The sequence below is a fragment of the Pseudomonas sp. LBUM1640 genome, assembly GCF_059716225.1.
The window spans coordinates 5002600-5021557 of the sequence record NZ_CP166816.1; the positions used below are offsets into that span (position 1 = coordinate 5002600).

18 protein-coding genes are annotated in these 18958 nt (G+C 60.7%); 7 read left to right on the forward strand and 11 right to left on the reverse strand.

The window, feature by feature from the left end; genetic code table 11:
- Nucleotides 1-51 precede the first annotated feature (51 nt).
- The gene (locus tag ACA065_RS21960; protein ID WP_497691490.1) at nucleotides 52-486 is read right to left on the reverse strand and encodes a MarR family transcriptional regulator; all 435 of its coding nucleotides are present in this window, start codon (nucleotides 484-486) and stop codon (nucleotides 52-54) included.
- A gap of 121 nt (nucleotides 487-607) precedes the next feature.
- Nucleotides 608-2737, reverse strand: coding sequence for a DNA helicase RecQ (gene recQ, locus ACA065_RS21965; protein ID WP_497691491.1), 2130 nt, complete (start codon nucleotides 2735-2737; stop codon nucleotides 608-610).
- A 275-nt stretch (nucleotides 2738-3012) separates the two neighbouring features.
- On the opposite strand from recQ, the gene ACA065_RS21970 reads away from it, so the two are divergent.
- The 3 genes from ACA065_RS21970 to ACA065_RS21980 all read left to right on the forward strand — a co-directional run bounded on the left by ACA065_RS21970 (nucleotide 3013) and on the right by ACA065_RS21980 (nucleotide 7581).
- Nucleotides 3013-3600, forward strand: a complete 588-nt coding sequence (locus ACA065_RS21970; RefSeq protein ID WP_497691492.1) for a UPF0149 family protein — start codon at nucleotides 3013-3015, stop codon at nucleotides 3598-3600.
- Between the two features lie 20 nt (nucleotides 3601-3620).
- Complete coding sequence (locus ACA065_RS21975) at nucleotides 3621-4037, forward strand: YbaN family protein (RefSeq protein ID WP_497691493.1); 417 nt, start codon at nucleotides 3621-3623, stop codon at nucleotides 4035-4037.
- Nucleotides 4038-4110: 73 nt separating this feature from the next.
- Nucleotides 4111-7581 (forward strand): hybrid sensor histidine kinase/response regulator, encoded by a 3471-nt coding sequence (locus ACA065_RS21980; protein ID WP_497691494.1) that lies wholly within the window; start codon nucleotides 4111-4113, stop codon nucleotides 7579-7581.
- Between the two features lie 126 nt (nucleotides 7582-7707).
- On the opposite strand, the gene ACA065_RS21985 is transcribed toward ACA065_RS21980, so the two are convergent.
- Nucleotides 7708-9186: a DNA recombination protein RmuC gene (locus tag ACA065_RS21985; RefSeq protein WP_497695403.1), complete on the reverse strand. Its 1479-nt coding sequence runs from the start codon at nucleotides 9184-9186 to the stop codon at nucleotides 7708-7710.
- Nucleotides 9187-9247: 61 nt separating this feature from the next.
- Nucleotides 9248-9571, reverse strand: coding sequence for an SEL1-like repeat protein (locus ACA065_RS21990; RefSeq protein ID WP_105694832.1), 324 nt, complete (start codon nucleotides 9569-9571; stop codon nucleotides 9248-9250).
- Between the two features lie 456 nt (nucleotides 9572-10027).
- On the opposite strand from ACA065_RS21990, the gene ACA065_RS21995 reads away from it, so the two are divergent.
- The 4 genes from ACA065_RS21995 to ACA065_RS22010 all read left to right on the forward strand — a co-directional run bounded on the left by ACA065_RS21995 (nucleotide 10028) and on the right by ACA065_RS22010 (nucleotide 13195).
- On the forward strand, nucleotides 10028-10333 hold the full coding sequence (locus ACA065_RS21995) for a hypothetical protein (protein WP_497691495.1): 306 nt from the start codon (nucleotides 10028-10030) through the stop codon (nucleotides 10331-10333).
- A gap of 443 nt (nucleotides 10334-10776) precedes the next feature.
- Complete coding sequence (locus ACA065_RS22000; protein ID WP_071482924.1) at nucleotides 10777-11001, forward strand: hypothetical protein; 225 nt, start codon at nucleotides 10777-10779, stop codon at nucleotides 10999-11001.
- 275 nt (nucleotides 11002-11276) lie between these two features.
- Nucleotides 11277-11759, forward strand: coding sequence for a hypothetical protein (locus ACA065_RS22005; RefSeq protein WP_497691496.1), 483 nt, complete (start codon nucleotides 11277-11279; stop codon nucleotides 11757-11759).
- Nucleotides 11760-11905: 146 nt separating this feature from the next.
- Nucleotides 11906-13195: an OmpP1/FadL family transporter gene (locus ACA065_RS22010; protein WP_497691497.1), complete on the forward strand. Its 1290-nt coding sequence runs from the start codon at nucleotides 11906-11908 to the stop codon at nucleotides 13193-13195.
- A gap of 65 nt (nucleotides 13196-13260) precedes the next feature.
- On the opposite strand, the gene ACA065_RS22015 is transcribed toward ACA065_RS22010, so the two are convergent.
- The 7 genes from ACA065_RS22015 to cobU all read right to left on the reverse strand — a co-directional run bounded on the left by ACA065_RS22015 (nucleotide 13261) and on the right by cobU (nucleotide 18546).
- Entirely contained in the window at nucleotides 13261-13809 is a 549-nt protein-coding gene (locus ACA065_RS22015; protein WP_497691498.1) for a glutathione peroxidase, read from the reverse strand.
- Between the two features lie 150 nt (nucleotides 13810-13959).
- Entirely contained in the window at nucleotides 13960-15168 is a 1209-nt protein-coding gene (locus ACA065_RS22020; protein ID WP_497691499.1) for an MFS transporter, read from the reverse strand.
- Between the two features lie 54 nt (nucleotides 15169-15222).
- Nucleotides 15223-15627 (reverse strand): MarR family winged helix-turn-helix transcriptional regulator, encoded by a 405-nt coding sequence (locus ACA065_RS22025; RefSeq protein WP_497691500.1) that lies wholly within the window; start codon nucleotides 15625-15627, stop codon nucleotides 15223-15225.
- 42 nt (nucleotides 15628-15669) lie between these two features.
- A complete protein-coding gene (locus ACA065_RS22030; RefSeq protein WP_497691501.1) occupies nucleotides 15670-16398 on the reverse strand; it encodes an adenosylcobinamide-GDP ribazoletransferase in 729 nt (242 codons plus the stop codon).
- Nucleotides 16399-16400: 2 nt separating this feature from the next.
- The gene (cobC, locus tag ACA065_RS22035; protein WP_497691502.1) at nucleotides 16401-16976 is read right to left on the reverse strand and encodes an alpha-ribazole phosphatase family protein; all 576 of its coding nucleotides are present in this window, start codon (nucleotides 16974-16976) and stop codon (nucleotides 16401-16403) included.
- Entirely contained in the window at nucleotides 16973-18028 is a 1056-nt protein-coding gene (cobT, locus tag ACA065_RS22040; protein WP_497691503.1) for a nicotinate-nucleotide--dimethylbenzimidazole phosphoribosyltransferase, read from the reverse strand. Before cobT ends, cobC begins: the two co-directional genes overlap by 4 nt.
- Nucleotides 18025-18546 (reverse strand): bifunctional adenosylcobinamide kinase/adenosylcobinamide-phosphate guanylyltransferase, encoded by a 522-nt coding sequence (cobU, locus tag ACA065_RS22045; RefSeq protein WP_497691504.1) that lies wholly within the window; start codon nucleotides 18544-18546, stop codon nucleotides 18025-18027. Before cobU ends, cobT begins: the two co-directional genes overlap by 4 nt.
- Between the last annotated feature and the right edge of the window lie 412 nt (nucleotides 18547-18958).

Here is an 18958-nt window from a genome sequence, read left to right on the forward strand (position 1 = left end):
GAGCTTGCTCCCGCACCACAAAAAGCCGCTCGCGATTAGTCTGGTGTTACCTCAGGACTTTTCCAGATTCGCCAGAATATGCCCATGCACACGCATGCACACGCGCAAATCCTCTTCCTCCACGCCCACAAACAGCTCATGGCGCAATGCCGTAGCAATGGTTTCAATCTGCTCGATCAGAGGGCGGGCGGTGTCGCAGAGCAAAATGCGCTTGGCGCGGCGGTCTTCCAGCACGGCCTGGCGTTGCACCAGGCCTTGGCCTTCGAGGCTGTCGAGCAGGCGCGCCAGGGTCGGCCCTTCCACCCCGACACTTTGTGCCAGCTCACGCTGGGTCGGCGCTTCAGTAAAACGGGCCAGGTGCAACAGCACCAGCCACCGCGCCTGGGACAAGCCCAGCCCCGCCAGACGGCGGTCCAGTTCGGCGCGCCAACCTCGGGACATTTGCGCCAACTGCATGCCAAAGCGGTGTTGATCGGTTAAAGGCATAAAAAACTCGTGGTTTAGACTGAAAATAAAGTGTGGCTAATTATTAGTCAGCTAAGCATGAGCCATGCCAGGAGGCAAGCGTCGCTATGTACTGATTCGTTACATTGGCGCAATTGGCACATTAAATTTCGAATTCAGACTGCAAAGCGGCACGCACACAGTACAAAACGCCCTCAGGAACACGCCCGGTAAACAGTGGCGCGATCTCCGCAACCGGTGGCAATTCGCCTTCCCCGTCGAGAAACGCGTCCTGGATTTCACCGAGCAGATCTTCCGGCAAATCAAGGGCCTGCTCCAACGACAGCTGTTGCTTGCCGATGGATTCAGCCAGCAACGTGTAGACGTTTTTTTCCGAACATTGCAGTTGGCCGGCGATCTGGATCGGCGTCATGCCAGCACGCGCCAGACTGATCAGTTCGTGGCGAATATCGGCGACTTCCTTCGGCGCTTCGGCCTGGCCGCCAAGCACTTCGAGGAAAGCCTGACCGTAGCGCTCCAGCTTGCGCGCGCCCACACCGCTGACCCGCCCCATTTCGGCCATGCTGGTGGGCTGTTCGCGCAGCATTTCCAGCAAGGTGGAGTCGGGGAAGATGACGTAGGGCGGCACGCTGTGCTCCTGCGCCAATTTGCGGCGCAGGGTGCGCAAGGCTTCCCACTGTTCGCGTTCTTCGCCACGCACCAACTGGCTGGCCGGGCTGGTGCTGCTGCTTTTGGCGGTGGTTTGCGGCTTGAGGTCGCGGCGCAGTTCCAGGCTCACCTCACCCTTGAGCAATGGCCGGCAACTGTCGTTCAAGCGCAGGCCGCCATAGCCTTCAATGTCAATGTCCACGAGGTTGCGCGCAACCATCTGCCGGAACAGCGAACGCCACTCACCCTCGGCGCGGGCTTTGCCGACACCATAGACCGAGAGTTTTTCGTGGCCGAAGCTGCGCACCTTTTCGTTGTCCTTGCCCAGCAACACGTCCACCAGATGGCCCACGCCATACCGCTGGCCGGTGCGATAGATGGCCGACAACGCCTGACGCGCCGGCTCGGTGGCGTCCCACGTCTGCACGCCGTCGACACAGTTGTCGCAGTGGCCGCACGGCTCGGGCATGTCTTCGTCGAAATACGCCAGCAGGGTTTGACGGCGGCAGCGGGTCTCTTCACACAGCGACAGCATGGCGTCGAGCTTGTGTTGCTCCAGGCGCTTGTGGCGCTCGTCGCCTTCGGAGTTCTGCAGCATCTGCTTGAGCATCACCACGTCTTGCAGGCCGTAGACCATCCAGGCATCCGCCGGCAGGCCATCACGGCCGGCGCGACCGGTTTCCTGGTAGTACGCCTCAAGGGATTTGGGCAGGTCCATGTGCGCAACAAAACGTACGTTGGATTTGTCGATGCCCATGCCGAACGCGATGGTCGCGACCATGATCAGGCCTTCCTCGTTGAGGAAGCGTTTTTGGTGGGCAGAGCGCGTTTCATTGGGCAGGCCCGCGTGGTACGGCAGCGCCGGGTAGCCTTGCTCGCAGAGGAACGCGGCCACTTCGTCAACCTTCTTGCGTGACAGGCAATACACAATGCCCGCATCACTGCGCCGCTCGGACAAAAACGCCAGCAACTGCTTGCGCGGCTGCTCCTTGGGCACGATGCGGTAGAAAATATTCGGCCGGTCGAAGCTCGACAGGAAGCGCTCGGCGTTCTGCAAATGCAGGCGCTCGACGATTTCTTCACGGGTCCGTTTGTCGGCGGTGGCCGTCAGGGCGATACGCGGCACGTCGGGGAACAATTGCGCCAACTGGCCCAACTGCAAATATTCGCGACGGAAATCGTGGCCCCATTGCGACACGCAGTGGGCTTCATCGATGGCGAACAGGGCGATTTCCAGGCTCTGCAAAAAGGCCAGCATGCGCGGCTGCACCAGGCGCTCGGGGGCCAGGTAGAGCATCTTCACTTCGCCGCGCTTGATGCGCGCGGCCAGCTCGCGCTGCTGCTCGGCGCTGAGGGTGGAGTTCAGCGCCGCGGCGGCGACGCCGAGTTCTTCGAGGGTGGCGACCTGATCGTCCATCAAGGCGATCAGCGGCGACACCACCACGGCCAGGCCGTTACGCAACAGCGCCGGCACCTGGAAGCACAGCGATTTGCCGCCGCCGGTAGGCATCAACACCAGGGCATCACCGCCACTGGCCACGCGCTCAATGATCGCACCCTGGCGGCCACGGAAACTGTCGTAGCCGAAGATGTCCTTGAGGACGCGTTGAGCCTGCTCGAGCATGTAAAACTCCAAAATGGTGCCGAAATCCCTCTGTACAGGCTGGCCGAAAAACCTCAGCTTCACGGAAAATAATCCGTAAGCGAAGTTTTCGCGGGTTGGCGCTTGGCCTGCAGGGGCATCACAAAACGCGGCAGTATACCCGAGCGTTACCGTGCAAAGGGCGCCACTGACGAATTGCGACCGCTATCTAAAACCCGGCAAATATGCCTTGCAGCTGGCCTGGGCGCTTAAGAAAGCCTAGAATTGCGCATCGTTTATTCCCAAGGTATCCCGTAATGTCCTTCGCTGAGCAACTAACCCGCCTGCAAGCCTTCCTCGACGCCGATGAGCTGCATGACGAGGCGCTGGACTACGTGGCCGCCCACGGCTACCTGACCGCCCTGTCGATCTCTTCCGACATCGTGCCGGACCGTGAGTGGATCGACGCCTTGTTCGCCGAAGAACCGCATTACGCCGACGACGCCCAGCGCGAAGAAATCGAATCCACCCTGCTGGCCCTCAAGGCCCACATCGGTCGCCAACTGGCTTCCGACGAGGAATTCGAGCTGCCGTGCGACCTGGACCTGGGCGAAGAGCCGGATGACTCCGACCTGCGCGGCTGGTGCATCGGTTTCATGGAAGGCGTATTCCTGCGCGAAGCCGCCTGGTTTGAAACCGCCGAGGAAGAAGTCAGCGAAATGCTGCTGCCGATTATGGTCGGCTCGGGCCTGTTCGACGACCAGCCGGAGTTCTCCGACATCGCCTCCGACGCCAACCTGATGGACGACATGATCGTACAGATCCCGGAAGCCCTGACCGCCCTGTACCTGCTGTGCAACGCACCTGACGAAAAACCGGCGATCCTCAAGCCACGCCACCACTGAGTCGTTTGCCCGTGACACCCATGGGCAATCGCTCGCCGCTCCTGCGTTACGCACTGCTGGCCATCGGCTGGTTGAGCGTGGCGCTGGGCGTGATCGGCATCTTCCTGCCGGTATTGCCGACCACGCCCTTCCTGCTACTCGCTGCCGCCTGCTTCGCTCGAAGCTCCCCGCGTTTCTACCACTGGCTGGTGGAGCACCCGCGCCTGGGCCCGTGGATCAAAGACTACCTGGACGGCAACGGCATTCCCCTCAAGGGCAAAGTTTATGCAATCGGCCTGATGTGGCTGAGCATCGGCATCTCCTGCTACCTGGTGCCGCTACCCTGGGCACGTGGGTTTATGCTGACCAGCGCGGTGCTGGTGACGATCTATATCGTGCGCCAGAAGACCCTGCCACCCCGCGACACCAAGTCGCGCTCAGACCTTGGTCGACACTGACTAACCCCAAGCATCATGCGAGACTGTCCCACCGGGCCTGGAATGCCTGGGTGTTCTTATGCTCGGAGTTAACATGACGCTGTCCAGCGGGCTGATCGCCGCCGTTGCCCTGGCCTATATGGCCATTATGTTTGCCATCGCCTTTTACGGTGACCGTCGCCATGCGCCGTTGCCGCCGCGAGTGCGTGCGTGGGTGTACAGCCTGTCGCTGGCCGTTTACTGCACCAGCTGGACCTTCTTCGGCGCTGTAGGCCAGGCTGCAGAGCAACTGTGGGCATTTTTACCAATCTACCTCGGACCGGTACTGCTGCTGGTGTTGGCGCCCTGGGTGCTGCAGAAGATGATTCTGATCAGCAAGCAGGAAAACATTACCTCCATTGCCGACTTTATCGCCGCGCGGTACGGCAAATCCCAGTCCCTGGCAGTGGTGGTGGCGTTGATCTGCCTGGTGGGTGTGTTGCCCTACATCGCCCTGCAGCTCAAAGGCATCGTGCTGGGCGTGAACCTGCTGATCGGTTCCGGCCCCGACACCACCGGCACCCGCGCCCAGGACACCGCGCTGATCGTGTCGCTGGTGCTCGCGCTGTTCACCATTGTGTTTGGCACACGCAACCTCGACGCCACGGAACACCACCGCGGCATGGTGCTGGCGATTGCGTTTGAGTCGCTGGTCAAGCTGTTCGCCTTTCTCGCCGTCGGTGCGTTTGTGACCTACGGCTTGTACGACGGTTTCGGTGACCTGTTCAGCCAAGCGATGCTGGCGCCGCGCCTTGAGGAATACTGGAAAGAAACCATCAACTGGCCGTCGATGGTGGTGCAAACCGGCGTGGCGATGATGGCGATTATCTGCCTGCCCCGGCAGTTCCATGTGACCGTGGTAGAAAACATCGACCCGCAGGACCTGCGCCTGGCCAAGTGGGTGTTCCCGGCCTACTTGATCCTTGCGGCGCTGTTTGTCATCCCCATCGCCCTGGGCGGCAAAATGCTCCTGCCCGCCTCGGTATTGCCGGACTCCTACGTGATCAGCCTGCCCATGGCCGAAGCACATCCGGCCCTCGCGGTGCTGGCGTTTATCGGCGGTGCATCGGCGGCGACCGGCATGGTGATTGTCGCCAGCATCGCCTTGTCGACCATGGTCTCCAACGACATGTTGCTGCCGTGGCTGCTGCGCCGTTCCAGTGCCGAGCGGCCGTTCGAAGTGTTCCGCCACTGGATGCTGTCGGTACGCCGCGTCAGCATCGTGATCATCCTGTTGCTGGCCTACGTGAGTTATCGGCTGCTCGGTTCCACCGCAAGCCTGGCGACCATCGGCCAGATCGCCTTCGCGGCGGTCACCCAACTGGCCCCGGCGATGCTCGGCGCACTGTACTGGAAGCAGGCGAACCGGCGTGGCGTGTTCGCTGGGTTGGCGGCGGGCACTTTTTTGTGGTTTTACACCTTGGTCCTACCGGTGACTGCGAAAAGCCTGGGCTGGTCGCTGAGTCTTTTCCCTGGGCTGACTTGGCTGCATTCCCACCCGTTTGGCTTCGCCGTCACCTCGCTGACCTTGGGCACAGTGTTCTCGCTGGCGGGTAACTTCACGCTGTTCGTGTGGGTCTCGATGCTGTCGCGCACACGGGTCTCCGAGCATTGGCAGGCCGGACGGTTTATTGGCCAGGAAATCAGCCAACGCGCCAGTGCGCGCTCGATGTTGTCGGTGCAGATCAGCGACCTGCTCAGCTTGGCGGCGCGCTTTGTCGGTGAAGAGCGTGCCCAGCAGAGCTTTATCCGCTTTGCCTATCGCCAGGGCAAAGGTTTCAACCCGAACCAGAATGCCGATAACGATTGGATCGCCCACACCGAACGCCTGCTGGCCGGCGTGCTCGGCGCTTCTTCGACGCGCGCGGTGGTAAAAGCGGCGATTGAAGGGCGGGAAATGCAGCTGGAGGACGTAGTACGCATCGCCGACGAAGCCTCTGAAGTGCTGCAATTCAACCGCGCGCTGCTGCAAGGCGCTATCGAAAACATCACCCAGGGCATCAGCGTGGTCGACCAGTCGCTGAAGCTGGTGGCCTGGAACCGGCGTTACCTGGAACTGTTCAACTACCCCGACGGTTTGATCAGCGTGGGCCGGCCAATTGCCGACATCATTCGCTACAACGCCGAGCGCGGCCTGTGCGGGCCGGGGGAAGCCGAGGTGCACGTGGCGCGCCGCCTGCACTGGATGCGCCAAGGCCGCGCGCACACGTCCGAGCGCCTGTTTCCAAATGGCCGCGTGATCGAGCTGATCGGCAACCCGATGCCCGGTGGCGGGTTTGTCATGAGTTTCACCGACATCACCGCATTCCGTGAAGCCGAACAGGCGCTCACCGAGGCCAACGAGGGCTTGGAACAACGCGTGACCGAACGCACCCACGAACTGTCGCAACTCAATGTGGCGCTCACCGACGCCAAAGGCGTGGCCGAATCCGCCAGCCAGTCGAAGACGCGCTTTCTGGCCGCAGTGAGCCATGACCTGATGCAACCGCTGAACGCGGCGCGGCTGTTCTCCGCTGCCCTCTCCCACCAGAACGAGGGCCTGTCCAGCGAGGCACGGCAGTTGGTGCAGCACCTGGACAGCTCGCTGCGCTCCGCCGAAGACCTGATCAGCGACCTGCTGGATATCTCGCGCCTGGAAAACGGCAAGATCAACCCACAGCGCCAACCTTTTGTCCTTAACGAGCTGTTCGACACCCTGGGCGCCGAGTTCAAGGCCCTGGCCCACGAGCAAGGCCTGGGCTTCCGCCTGCGTGGCAGCCGTTTGCGGGTAGACAGTGACATCAAGTTGCTACGGCGGATCCTGCAGAATTTTCTCACCAACGCATTCCGCTATGCCGACGGCCCAGTGCTACTTGGCGTACGCCGGCGCAAAGGTGAACTGTGCCTGGAAGTCTGGGACCGCGGCCCGGGCATTCCGCTGGATAAGCAACAGGTGATCTTCGAAGAGTTCAAGCGCCTGGACAGCCACCAGACCCGCGCCGAAAAAGGCCTCGGCCTGGGCTTGGCGATCGCCGACGGCCTGTGCCGTGTGCTGGGCCATCGCTTGAGCGTGCGTTCGTGGCCGGGCAAAGGCAGCGTGTTCAGCGTGCGCGTGCCTTTAGCGCGTAACCAGGCCAGCCCGAAGGTCAAGCCGACGCCCGACAATGGGCAGCCGTTGAGCGGCGCACAGGTGCTGTGCGTGGACAATGAAGAAAGCATCCTGATCGGCATGCGCAGCCTGCTGACGCGCTGGGGCTGCGAGGTGTGGACCGCCACCGACCAGGCGCAATGTGCGGCGCTGCTGGCCGATGGTGTGCGCCCGCAACTGGCGCTGGTGGATTACCACCTGGACCACGGCGAGACCGGCACCGAGTTGATGGGCTGGCTGCGCGCGCAGTTGGCGGAACCGATTCCCGGGGTGGTGATCAGCGCCGATGGGCGACCGGAGATGGTGGCCGAGGTGCATGCGGCGGGGTTGGATTATTTGGCCAAGCCGGTGAAGCCTGCGGCGTTGCGGGCGTTGTTGAGTCGGCATTTGCCGCTGTAATTCGGCTGAACTCGGTTAAAAAATGTGGGAGCGGGCTTGCTCGCGAAAGCAGTGTGTCAGCCACTAAATACGTCGTCTGACACTGCGCATTCGCGAGCAAGCCCGCTCCCACATTTCGGACTGCGTTTATTCAGGCAAATGCGCCACACCATCTGAATCGGTCATCGCCCGCTCGAGCAAATCCGCCGGCAGGCTTTTACTCGCACGCGCACCCAGCAGCCTTAACTGCTCGGTACGGCTGACCAGGTTTCCGCGCCCATCCGTCAGCTTGTTTCGCGCAGCGCTGTAGGCCTTATCCAACTGCTGCAGGCGATTGCCCACCTCATCCAGGTCCTGAATAAACAGCACAAACTTGTCGTACAGCCAGCCGGCACGCTCGGCAATTTCCCGCGCGTTCTGGCTCTGGCGCTCCTGCTTCCACAGGCTGTCGATCACCCGCAGGGTGGCCAGCAAGGTTGTGGGGCTGACGATCACGATATGGCGGTCGAACGCCTCTTGAAACAGGTTCGGTTCGGCCTGCAACGCGGCGGAAAAGGCTGCCTCTATCGGCACGAACAACAGCACAAAATCCAGGCTGTGCAAGCCTTCGAGGCGCTTGTAATCCTTACCGGCCAGGCCTTTGACATGATTGCGCAGCGACAGCACGTGCTGCTTCAGAGCCGCCTGGCCAATCACCTCATCATCCGCTGCAACGTACTGCTGGTAGGCCGTCAGGCTGACCTTGGAGTCGACCACCACCTGTTTGTCGCCGGGCAACATGATCAGCACGTCCGGCTGGAAGCGCTCGCCGTCCGGCCCTTTGAGGCTGACCTGGGTCTGATACTCGCGGCCCTTTTCCAGCCCGGCATGTTCCAACACGCGCTCAAGAATCAGCTCGCCCCAGTTACCCTGGGTTTTCTGGCCCTTGAGCGCGCGGGTCAGGTTAGTGGCTTCGTCCGACAGGCGCAGGTTCAGTTGCTGCAGGCGTTCAAGCTCCTTGGCCAGGGAAAAGCGTTCACGCGCTTCGTTCTGGTAGCTTTCTTCCACACGTTTTTCGAAGGATTGGATGCGCTCCTTGAGCGGGTCGAGCAACTGGCCCAGGCGCTCCTGACTGGTCTCGGCAAAACGCTGCTCACGTTCGTCGAAGATCTTCCCGGCCAGCTCGGCGAATTGCGCGCGCAGCTCGTCCCGCGAGCCTTGCAGGTCGGCCAGGCGTTGTTGATGGCTGTCTTGTTGCTCACGCAGTTCGGCACGCAGCGCCGCCGACAGCGCGTCAAGACGGCGCAACTCGGTGTCCTTGGCGCTGCGGTCGAGGTTCCAGGCGTGGGCAGCGTCGCGGGCGTTATCGCGGTCGATCTGCAGCAGTTCGACTTCACGGCGCACGGCAGCCAGGTCAGCTTGCTTGGCGGCGTTGGCCTGGCTGAGGTCACTGATTTCGTCGCGGCTGGCGTCGAGTTGCGCGGCCAACCCTTCCTGGGCCAGTTGCGCGGTGGCCAGGCGCTCTTCCAGCAGTTCCCAGCCGGTCATGCGCGCGCTCAGCCGCCGTTGAATCTGCCAGCACACGGCCAATAAAGGCACTGCAGCGCCAGCCAGGCCCAAGGCAATACTGGTCCAGTCAAAAGCCATCGCCATTTCTGCCATCACCGAAAAAGAGCAAGGTTAACCAAGCATAGGGCTGGAGGACAGCTCAGTCTTCGACTTGACCCAGTTCGCGCTGGGCGCGGCGGTCGCCGGCGCGGGCGGCCAAGCGCAACAGGTCATGGCCGATGCGGCGGTCGCGGGCGTTGCCGCACTCACGGCACATCAACTCGCCCAGGCGGCTCTGCGCGGCGACCACACCTTCACGGGCCGGCTGCTTGAGCAAGCGCCCGGCGAAGTGTTTGACGTTGGTGCTATGCCCAAGGCGCGGGCTGTCGAGCAGCCACAAGGCGACTTTCAAGGAGAAACGCTTGGGTGCGGTAACAGTCTGAGGGGTGTCGGTAACAGAAGGTGATACTGAGCGAAACTTCATAAAGCACTGCGGGACAGAACGGAAGGCGCGCCACTCTACTCTTTTTTTCCTACAGGTAAAGCTGAAAAATCCCTGCATGCCCGTCCTAGAGCAAGCGCTTGGGACAATCCACAGAAGCTGTGGATAACTCAGTGGACAACCCGCCTTTAACTCGCGCAAAGGCCCATGGAACGGGGGCCGCAGTCAAACTGACGATTTTTTCACCAATAAAAAAAAGCGATATTTTTCATTGACTTAAATTTTCATTGCAGGCAAATGGCGCTGCTCCCAAGCCGTGGCCAGCGGGGTTACACACCTCGCAACTAATGTGCACAAGTACCCATCCACTGGTTATATCGGCGGTATTTTTTGCGTCTAAGCGTCCGAAAAATGTTACCCGAGGTGCAAGCCTGGGACTTTTCAAATCTGCCCCGGCTCGCCACACTGCCCTACCCCCACGCAACCTCGAAAGGCTCGATGAAAGGCATCCTCTTATTCGCCGTGTTGTTGCTGGCTATCTGTGCGACCTCACTGGGCATCAATGCAGCACTACCCTCACCCGACGGTGCATTGTTTGCCATCGCCATCCTGGTGTCGGCAGCGTTTACCGCCGTGAGCCTGTGCATCGAATTGGGTGAAGGCCGGATCAATGACATGCGCGACGTGATGAAGGTAATCGAGACTGGCCGCTCCTGGCGCCTGACCCTGGCGGCCTACGGGCTGGGTTGCTCACTGGCGGCAGCCGCTACAGTGCTGGTCTATCGCGGGCTGTTGGGCGGCTGATTAAGGTTTTTTGACAATCACACTTCCCTTCCGTGTTTCAATCCGTTACTATCCGCGGCGTTAGTACCAAGCTGAAAGTCAATTCTGGTCGAACAACTCCCCTGAACAACACGGGATCGACCACCTCGATGGTTTCCAGGTATTCCTTGCGACGACACTGCCTTTGAACAAGCAAAGGGTGTCGCGAAGTTTCAATACTCTGACCGAACCAACCTGCAAATTGATCAGGATCTTCACCCCGGGCCCAGAACCTTTGCCCTTGTTGTGTTGCCTGCCCTCCTAAGTACCTACCTGCCAGCCCAAGCGCGCCTAACTTATTAGCGCTTCAAACTGGCTGCTTTGTTCCAGTCGGGTTCTTCGTTCGATCAATGGTGATCAGCGTTACTGGAACGTTTTAACGTTGCACGGTTCTTATCCGTGTCATTTGTAGGAACACCAATAATATGTCCACCCAAATCCACACTCAGGATGCCATTCGCACCCTCACTAACGCTTTTGCACCAATGAACTGCCTGATCATGGCCGCTCGCAAAGGCTGCTTCAGCTTCACCCTGGTCAACGAACACGGCATCGCTCGTCACAGCGAACGCCTGTACCCCGATCAATACTCCAGCGCAGAGCCGCTGCAGGCCGTGATCGAGCGTACCCGTCAGGCATTGACTGCCTGATCGACCCGAGTCGCTGAAACACAAAAAACCCTGCTTAAAACGCAGGGTTTTTTATTGCCTGGCGTTTATGCACAGGCGATGACACTAAGTTCAAATAGATATAAACGTTATAACTAAATGAAGAAGATGTTTTAAAAACAGTCCTTTACATCACAAATATGACACTACACTTCAACTCAAGCGGCATGATCCGCTTGCGACGAGCCTGAGATCCGACTCACAGCTGCCAAGCCCCTCTCAGGCATCGTCGACCACTTTCATGGACCGAGGCTTGTATGGGTATCGCCGCCAGCGAATTGTGTCGTTATGTGATCAGGCCGACGTTGATTTACCTCGGCCGCCATACCTCGACAGCTGAAGCCCTGCTGCTGGGCATCGCCGCCAGCCAATCGGAACTGGGCTCCGCCCTGCATGACCGACGCGGCCACGGCCTGTACAGCATCACCGAACCTCGTCACCGCGCCCTGTGGGACGAATACCTCGCCCAAGACCCCGAGCGCGCCAGCCTGGTACGTGGCCTGGCCAGTCAGCATGCGTTTCTCAGCGCGCCCCAGCTTGAGCTCACGGTTAACCTGCGTTACGCCACCGCCATCGCCTGGTTACTGGTAGAGCAACACCGCCCCGCACTGCCGCCACCGGGTGACGTACTGGCCATGGCGCGTATCTGGAAAGAAATATTTCACCCTCACGGTCGGCTGAGGGACTTCACCCACGCCTGGCAAACCTGTGTTTCACCCATGAATCAGGTCACTTGTTGATCAGGTGTTTTGCAAGATTCGTCTAAAACCTTCGAATCTGGTCGGATTGTCCTACAAAACCGCTCTATCTCCTACATTACAGCCTATAGCGCTAACTTAAATTTATTGTTACTTTCCGCAGCGGTGATCACCACGGAGTTCTAATAATGAAAAAAGTAATGCTCAAGACCACACTTAGCCTCGCCGTTGCCATGGCCTCCTCCCAACTGTTTGCAAGCGGCTTCGCCCTGAACGAACAAGACGTTGCGGGCATGGGTACGGGTTTCGCAGGCCGCTCTTCTTCTGCCGAAAACGCAAGCACTGTCTACGGTAACCCTGCCGGTATGGCTCGCCTGGAAGGCCAGCAAGTCACCGGCGGTGTTGCCGCGATTGATGCTTCGACCAATATCAAGGATGTCAGCGGCCGCTCCAGCGGTTCGAACAAAGGCGATATGGTGCCTTTCACTGCCGTGCCATTCGGTTTCTACACCAATAAACTCAACGAACAATGGGCTGTCGGTTTCGGCGTCTATGCTCCGTTTGGCTTGGTGACCGACTACGAAAATGGCTTCCGGGGCAAAGCGTTTGGCAGCAAGAGCGAAGTGAAAGTCATCACTTTCCAGCCGACTGTCAGCTATGCCTTCAATGACCGGGTTTCCATCGGTTTTGGTCCGACCATCAACCGCATCGCCGGTACGCTTGAGTCCGATATCAACTTGCCGGTCCCGGGCACAGGCTCCAACAACATCAAGATCAAGGGTGATGACACCGCCCTCGGCTTCAACGCCGGTCTGTTGGTTCAAGCCACTGACACCACCCGCGTGGGCCTGACCTACCACTCGAAAGTGAAATACAAGCTCGAAGGCCATACCGAAGTGAGCAAGGGCACCAACGTACCTGCTTCGCTGCTGAACAATGGTCGTTATGACGCATCCTTGAAGATCGACACGCCTGAGTCCTGGGACCTGTCCGTTACTCAAGACCTGAGCGACGCCTGGAAACTCTACGCAGGTGCAACTTGGACTCGCTGGAGCCGCCTGAAAGACATCACCGTCAACAACGAAGGTGTATCGGCCGCAGCCGGTAGCGGTGCTTTGGCGCCGCAAATTGTCGGCAGCATCAAAGAAGACCAGAACTGGCACGACACCTGGGCGTACGCCCTCGGTACGTCGTACCGCGTCACCAAGCAAGTGGTGTTGCGTACCGGCCTGACTTTCGACCAGTCGCCGACCAACAACGCCGATCGTTCGCCGCGTATCCCTACCGGTGACCGGACTATCTTCAGTCTCGGCCTGGGCTACGACGTAATGCCGAACATGACCGTCGACCTGGCTTACTCCTACCTCAAGGAAGAGCCGGTCAAGGTTGCTCGCGCCAACGCCTTGGGCCAGTCCTACAACGCCAAGTACGAAAACAGTGCCAACGGTTTTGGCCTGGGCGTAACGTACAAGTTCTGATCTGACGCGCCTAAAAAAAGCCCCGCTCTCCTGCAAAGGAGGCGGGGCTTTTTAATGCGCGATGATCAGGGTTTAGACGCGATCGCCTGTTCCACCGCCTCGATCAACTCCGGGCTGTCCGGCTTGGTCAGGCTGGAGAAATTGGCGATCACCTTACCCTGGCGGTCGACCACGTACTTATAGAAATTCCACTTCGGCGCGCTGGTCTGCTGCGCCAGGACCTTGAACAGGTGCACCGCGTCCGGCCCCTTGACCTTCTGCGGTTCGGTCATGGTGAAGGTCACGCCGTAATTCACGTAACACACCTTGGCAGTCTCTTCGCCGGTCTTGGCTTCCTGCTTGAAGTCATCGGAGGGCACGCCGATCACCTCCAACCCTTGCTCTTTATACCGTTGATACAAGGCCTCGAGGCCTTTGAACTGCGGCGCGAAACCACAGAAGCTGGCCGTATTGACGATCACCAGCGGCTTGCCAGCAAAGCGCTGGCACAAATCGATAGATTCCTTGGCCCGCAACTTGGGCAATTGGCCCTCCAGCAGCGGCGGGCAATTGGCGGCCATGGCCACACCGCCAACAGCCATCAGGACGGGTACAGCGAGCCAGCGCATCAGCATCTCGAATGTCCTTGAGTCAGTTCAGACACAGAACTTAACAGATCGACATCCCCAGTTGCATCAACGCCAGACCACCGTGCTGCCAGCCCCACCAGGCCAGCAACAACACAACCAGGCCTGCCGAAAGGGCCAGCCAACGTACCGTCACACTCATGCTGCCTCCATCTGGGTCTGCAAACGCGCCACCGGGCGCTCGCGCACCGGCCAGTTGAGGGCCGCCGCGAGCAGGCTCAAGAGAATCGCCACCTGCCAGATCAAATCGTAGTTACCGGTTCGATCATAGACCACCCCGCCCAACCAGCCGCCGAGGAACGAACCGAGCTGGTGGAACAGGAACACAATCCCACCGAGCATCGACAGGTTTCGCACACCAAACAAGGTCGCGACGGTGCCGTTGGTCAGCGGTACGGTGGACAGCCACAAGAAGCCCATGGCCATGCCAAACAAGTAAGCCGTGACTTCGGTCACCGGCGCCCACAGGAACAGCACGATCACCACCGCGCGCAACAGGTACAGCCCCGTAAGCAAGCGCGGCTTGGACATGCGCCCGCCGAGCCAGCCGGCGGTGTAGGTGCCAAACACGTTAAACAGGCCGATCAAGGCCAGCACCGTGGTGCCCACCGTGGCCGGCAGATGCTGGTCGACCAGATACGCCGGCAGGTGCACACCGATAAACACCACCTGGAACCCGCAGACGAAAAAGCCAAAGGCCAGCAACCAGAACCCGGAGTGGGAGCAGGCTTCCTTCAGCGCTTCACGCAGGGTTTGCTGGCCGACCATCACCGGCAGCGGTTTGTCCTTGAGCATCGCCACCAGCGGCAGGATCAGCGCCACCATCAGGCCCAACGCGAGCAAGGCGGCCGACCAGCCCAGCCAGCCGATCAGGCCCAAGGTGCCCGGCACCATGGCGAATTGCCCGAAGGAACCTGCGGCGCTCGCGATGCCCATGGCCATGCTGCGTTTTTCCGGCGGTACGGCGCGTCCGACAACACCGAGAATCACCGAAAACGATGTGCCCGACAGGCCGATCCCGATCAGCAAGCCCGCACTCAAGGACAACGACCACGCGGAGTCAGACATGCCCATCAACACCAGGCCCACGGCGTACAGCACCCCACCGACAAACACGGCTTTGGTGGCGCCAAAACGGTCGGCCAAGGCGCCGGTAAACGGCTGTGCCAGGCCCCAGATCAGGTTTTGCAAGGCGATGGCGAAAGCAAAGGTCTCACGGCCCCAGCCGAATTCCGTGCTCATCGGCGCCAGGAACAGGCCAAAACCATGCCGCACGCCCAAGGACAGCGCCAGGATCAGTGCACTCCCCACAAGAACCCAGCCACTGGTGCGCCACATCGAGGTCATTTCTTATTCTCCGCTCGCGGGTATATACCCGCTTGTATTCGAACAAACTCGCGCTCAGGCGAGTTCGTCCAGCAAGGCCAACAAGGTTTCGCGCTTTTCGGCGCCCAACTGATCAATCAATTTCTGCTGCGCCGCCTCCCACGCCGGCAACGCGGCAGCCAGGCGTTCTTCGCCGGCCGCAGTCAACAACACCAGGCGGTTGCGCAGGTCATCACCCTCAACCATCTGCACCAGGCCTTCGCCCTCCAATACCCGCAGGTTGCGCCCCAAGGTGCTGCGATCCAGGCCCATGGCTTCGGCCAGGCTGGAAATGCTCGGTTGGTCGAGGCGCTGCAGGTTACACAGCAAAGAATACTGGGCGACGTTGATCCCGAAGCCGTCGAGAGCGCCGTCGTAATGCCTGCTGACGCCACGGGCGGCACGTCGCAGGTTGGTGCATAAACATTGGGAGGCAAGCATGGAAGGTGTATATACCCGCGATTATGGAAATGCAAGAAAGTGTTACAGCGCCAAGCAGACCAAAACCGCGACTTCCAGCAGCTCCAACAGTGCGCCGGCCGTGTCGCCGGTGGTGCCGCCGAGCCGATTGACCATCAGCTGGCGCAAACCGATAAAGCACAGGGCAGCGAGTAAAACGGCAATCCCGCCACTGAAACCGCCGATCAGGAGGCAGGCCAGGCCACTGAGGATCAGCACCTGCTGGCCCACGATTCGCGGTAAATGATCCGACAGCGCCTGGCCCAATCCGCCTGCACGCACATAGCGTGTGGTGAGGAACAGCGCCAGCATCGACGCGCGCCCGATCAGCGGCGCCAGAATCAGCGCTGCGCCGTTGTGTTGCTCGATCAAGGCCACCAATGCGCTGAACTTGAGCAGCAACACCAAGCCCAAGGTAACCACCGCAATTGGCCCGCTGCGCGGGTCCTTCATGATGGTCAGCGTGCGCTCACGGTCGCCAAACCCACCGAGCCAGGCATCGGCGCTGTCCGCCAGGCCGTCCAGGTGCAGACCGCCACTGAGCAGCACCCATGCCGTCAGCAACAGCGCGGCGTGCAGCAACAACGGCGCGCCCATCAATACCGTATTCAGCGCCCATAACAGCACCCCGAACAACAACCCGACCAGCGGATAAAACAGCAGCGAACGCCCCAATTCCTGAGGCTGCGGCATGCCCGGCAGACGAATCGGCAGGCTGCTGAGAAATTGCAGGGCGATCCAGAACGGCAACATCGTCAGATTCCTTCTTTCAACACGCCATCGTCCGCCACCTGCAGGCTGAACAACCCACCGTGGCCAACTTCGACATTCAGCAGTTGCTCCCGAGGCAAGCCGCGCGCCCGCGCCAGCAGCAGGCGCATCACGCCACCGTGGCTGATCAACAACACACGCTCACCGGCATACGCCTGATGCAAACGTGAGACGGCGCCGAGAACACGGTCGGAAAAGTCGCTGACGCGCTCGCCCTCAGGCGGCGTGAAACCGTAGGGATCCGCCCAGAACAGGCCCAGCCCCTCAGCGTCGGTCTGCATCAGCGCGGCTGCGCTCTGCCCTTCCCAGGCGCCGAAGTGCAGCTCCTGCACATCCTTTTCCAGCGTCACCGGCAGCTTCAGCCGGGCGCCCAACTCATGGGCAAACAGTGCGCAACGTTGCAGCGGCGAGCTCACCAACCGATCCCACGGCCCCTGCTCCACCAGCGCGGCGCGCATTTGTTCCCAGCCCTTGGCGGTCAACGCGTCGTCCAGGCTGCCGCGCAGGCCGCCGCCCAGCTCGGTTTCGCCGTGGCGCAACAGGTCCAGGTGCAAGGTCATGCCGGGCGATCTGCCACGGCCGCTTCGGCGAACGTCGCCATCTGCCCGTGCAGCGCGCACGCCAGGCGCAACAACGGCACGGCCAGCGCCGCACCGCTGCCTTCGCCCAAACGCAAACCCAGCTCCAGCAAGGGTTGCGCGTCGAGACTTTGCAGCACATGCCGATGGCCAGGCTCGGCGCCGCGATGGCCGAACACCAGCCACTCGCGGCACGCCGGATTCAGGCGCGTGGCGACCAGCGCCGCGACCGTGCAGATAAACCCGTCCACCAGCACCACGATGCCTTCCTGGGCACAGGCCAGATAAGCCCCGACCAGCGCGGCGATTTCAAAACCGCCGAGGTTGAACAGCGTTTGCAGCGCGTCGCCACGTTGCGCTGCATGCAACGCCAGCGCGCGCTCGATAACGGCCACCTTGTGGCTGACGCCTTGGGTATTCAAACCGGTGCCTGGGCCGGTCAGATCGCTGACCGGGCAGTCGAGCAACGCACACGCCAGTGCACTGGCCGCAGTGGTATTGCCGATGCCCATTTCACCACCGATAAACAGCTGCGCGCCGCTTTCCAAGGCTCGGCGTGCACTGTCGCGACCGGCATGCAAGGCCAGGCGGCCCTGAGCTTCAGTCATCGCCGCGCCGTTGACGAAGTTGGCCGTGCCCGCGCCGATATTCAGGTGACGCACACCCGGCAGACTCAGCGACGGCGCCACCGTGCCGAGGTCGACCACTTCCAACTGCGCATCCAACTGCCGCGCCAATACGCTGATGGCCGCACCGCCGCTGACAAAGTTGTGCAGCATCTGCCCGGTCACTTCCTGGGGATATGCCGACACGCCTTCTGCAACCACGCCGTGGTCACCGGCAAAGATGGCGATCCACACGTGATCCACCGACGGCTTGACCTGGCCTTGCAGGCCGGCCAACTGCACCGCCACGGCCTCCAACTGGCCGAGAGACCCGGCAGGCTTGGTCAGTTGCTGTTGGCGAGCCAACGCTTGTTCGTGCGCCGAAGCGACAATGGCCTTGCAGGGGTTGAGCCACCAGGTGTCAGTCATAACGCAGTACCTTTCAAAGTCAGGGGCAGGCCGGCGACGGTCAGGACAACACGCTGACACCGCTCGGCCAAGGCTTGATGCAGCCAACCGGCTTCATCCACATAGCGGCGAGTCAATTCGCCCAGCGGCACGACACCCAAACCGGTCTCGTTGCTGACAAAAATGATTTCACCTGGCAGCGAGGCCAGGGTTTCCAGCAACTGGTCACGCTCGAACGCCAGGCGTGCCGGGTCTTCGAGCATCAGCAGATTGGTCAGCCACAGGGTCAGGCAATCCACCAGCAGGCAGCGTTCGGCCGATGCGTTCTCGCGCAGCACCCGCGCCAGCTCGACAGGCTCTTCGATCAGGCCCCAATGCTCGGGACGGCGCTGGCGATGCAGCGCAACGCGCTCGTTCATCTCGCCATCCAGCGGCTGGCTGGTGGCGATATAGGTGACGGGCAAAGTACTTTCAGCAGCGAGCCTTTCGGCCAGGCGGCTTTTGCCGGAGCGGGCACCACCGAGGATCAACTGATACATGGGAAGGCACCTTTTTCGGCCAGTCGATAACTTGAGGCGTGACCTCTCCAATGTGGGAGCGGGCTTGCTCGCGAATGCGGTGGGTCAGCTACAAACGAGCTAACTGACCCACCGTATTCGCGAGCAAGTCGAATCGTCGCACCGCCGCTCCCACCTTTTGGGCGTGGTGCGTCAGTTAGAACGTTGTTGGCTGGCAGGGCGCCATCGCAGGCAAGCCAGCTCCCACAGGAAAGCAGATCTGCTTTTGATCTGGCTTTTGATTTTGATCTCAGTCGCCCCGTTAAACCACGCTGGCTCTTCCAAAAGTGACCCGCTGTAAGAGCGGAACCATAAGTGGCCGTTACCAAAGGAATGGATATGTACGCCGACCCACCGCCTTCGCGAGCAAGCCAGCTCCCACATAAAGTCCGTG

What these genes read in the sequence shown, in the direction of transcription:
- cobC (WP_497691502.1), bottom strand. Translation starts at nt 16,976, where the DNA reads ATGACCTTGCACCTGGACCTGTTGCGCCACGGCGAAACCGAGCTGGGC.
- ACA065_RS22030 (WP_497691501.1), bottom strand. Translation starts at nt 16,398, where the DNA reads ATGTTGCCGTTCTGGATCGCCCTGCAATTTCTCAGCAGCCTGCCGATT.
- ACA065_RS22025 (WP_497691500.1), bottom strand. Translation starts at nt 15,627, where the DNA reads ATGCTTGCCTCCCAATGTTTATGCACCAACCTGCGACGTGCCGCCCGT.
- ACA065_RS21980 (WP_497691494.1), top strand. Translation starts at nt 4,111, where the DNA reads ATGACGCTGTCCAGCGGGCTGATCGCCGCCGTTGCCCTGGCCTATATG.
- cobT (WP_497691503.1), bottom strand. Translation starts at nt 18,028, where the DNA reads ATGACTGACACCTGGTGGCTCAACCCCTGCAAGGCCATTGTCGCTTCG.
- ACA065_RS21985 (WP_497695403.1), bottom strand. Translation starts at nt 9,186, where the DNA reads ATGGCTTTTGACTGGACCAGTATTGCCTTGGGCCTGGCTGGCGCTGCA.
- ACA065_RS22000 (WP_071482924.1), top strand. Translation starts at nt 10,777, where the DNA reads ATGTCCACCCAAATCCACACTCAGGATGCCATTCGCACCCTCACTAAC.
- ACA065_RS22010 (WP_497691497.1), top strand. Translation starts at nt 11,906, where the DNA reads ATGAAAAAAGTAATGCTCAAGACCACACTTAGCCTCGCCGTTGCCATG.
- ACA065_RS21995 (WP_497691495.1), top strand. Translation starts at nt 10,028, where the DNA reads ATGAAAGGCATCCTCTTATTCGCCGTGTTGTTGCTGGCTATCTGTGCG.
- ACA065_RS22020 (WP_497691499.1), bottom strand. Translation starts at nt 15,168, where the DNA reads ATGACCTCGATGTGGCGCACCAGTGGCTGGGTTCTTGTGGGGAGTGCA.
- recQ (WP_497691491.1), bottom strand. Translation starts at nt 2,737, where the DNA reads ATGCTCGAGCAGGCTCAACGCGTCCTCAAGGACATCTTCGGCTACGAC.
- ACA065_RS21960 (WP_497691490.1), bottom strand. Translation starts at nt 486, where the DNA reads ATGCCTTTAACCGATCAACACCGCTTTGGCATGCAGTTGGCGCAAATG.
- ACA065_RS21975 (WP_497691493.1), top strand. Translation starts at nt 3,621, where the DNA reads ATGGGCAATCGCTCGCCGCTCCTGCGTTACGCACTGCTGGCCATCGGC.
- ACA065_RS22005 (WP_497691496.1), top strand. Translation starts at nt 11,277, where the DNA reads ATGGGTATCGCCGCCAGCGAATTGTGTCGTTATGTGATCAGGCCGACG.
- cobU (WP_497691504.1), bottom strand. Translation starts at nt 18,546, where the DNA reads ATGTATCAGTTGATCCTCGGTGGTGCCCGCTCCGGCAAAAGCCGCCTG.
- ACA065_RS21970 (WP_497691492.1), top strand. Translation starts at nt 3,013, where the DNA reads ATGTCCTTCGCTGAGCAACTAACCCGCCTGCAAGCCTTCCTCGACGCC.
- ACA065_RS22015 (WP_497691498.1), bottom strand. Translation starts at nt 13,809, where the DNA reads ATGCTGATGCGCTGGCTCGCTGTACCCGTCCTGATGGCTGTTGGCGGT.
- ACA065_RS21990 (WP_105694832.1), bottom strand. Translation starts at nt 9,571, where the DNA reads ATGAAGTTTCGCTCAGTATCACCTTCTGTTACCGACACCCCTCAGACT.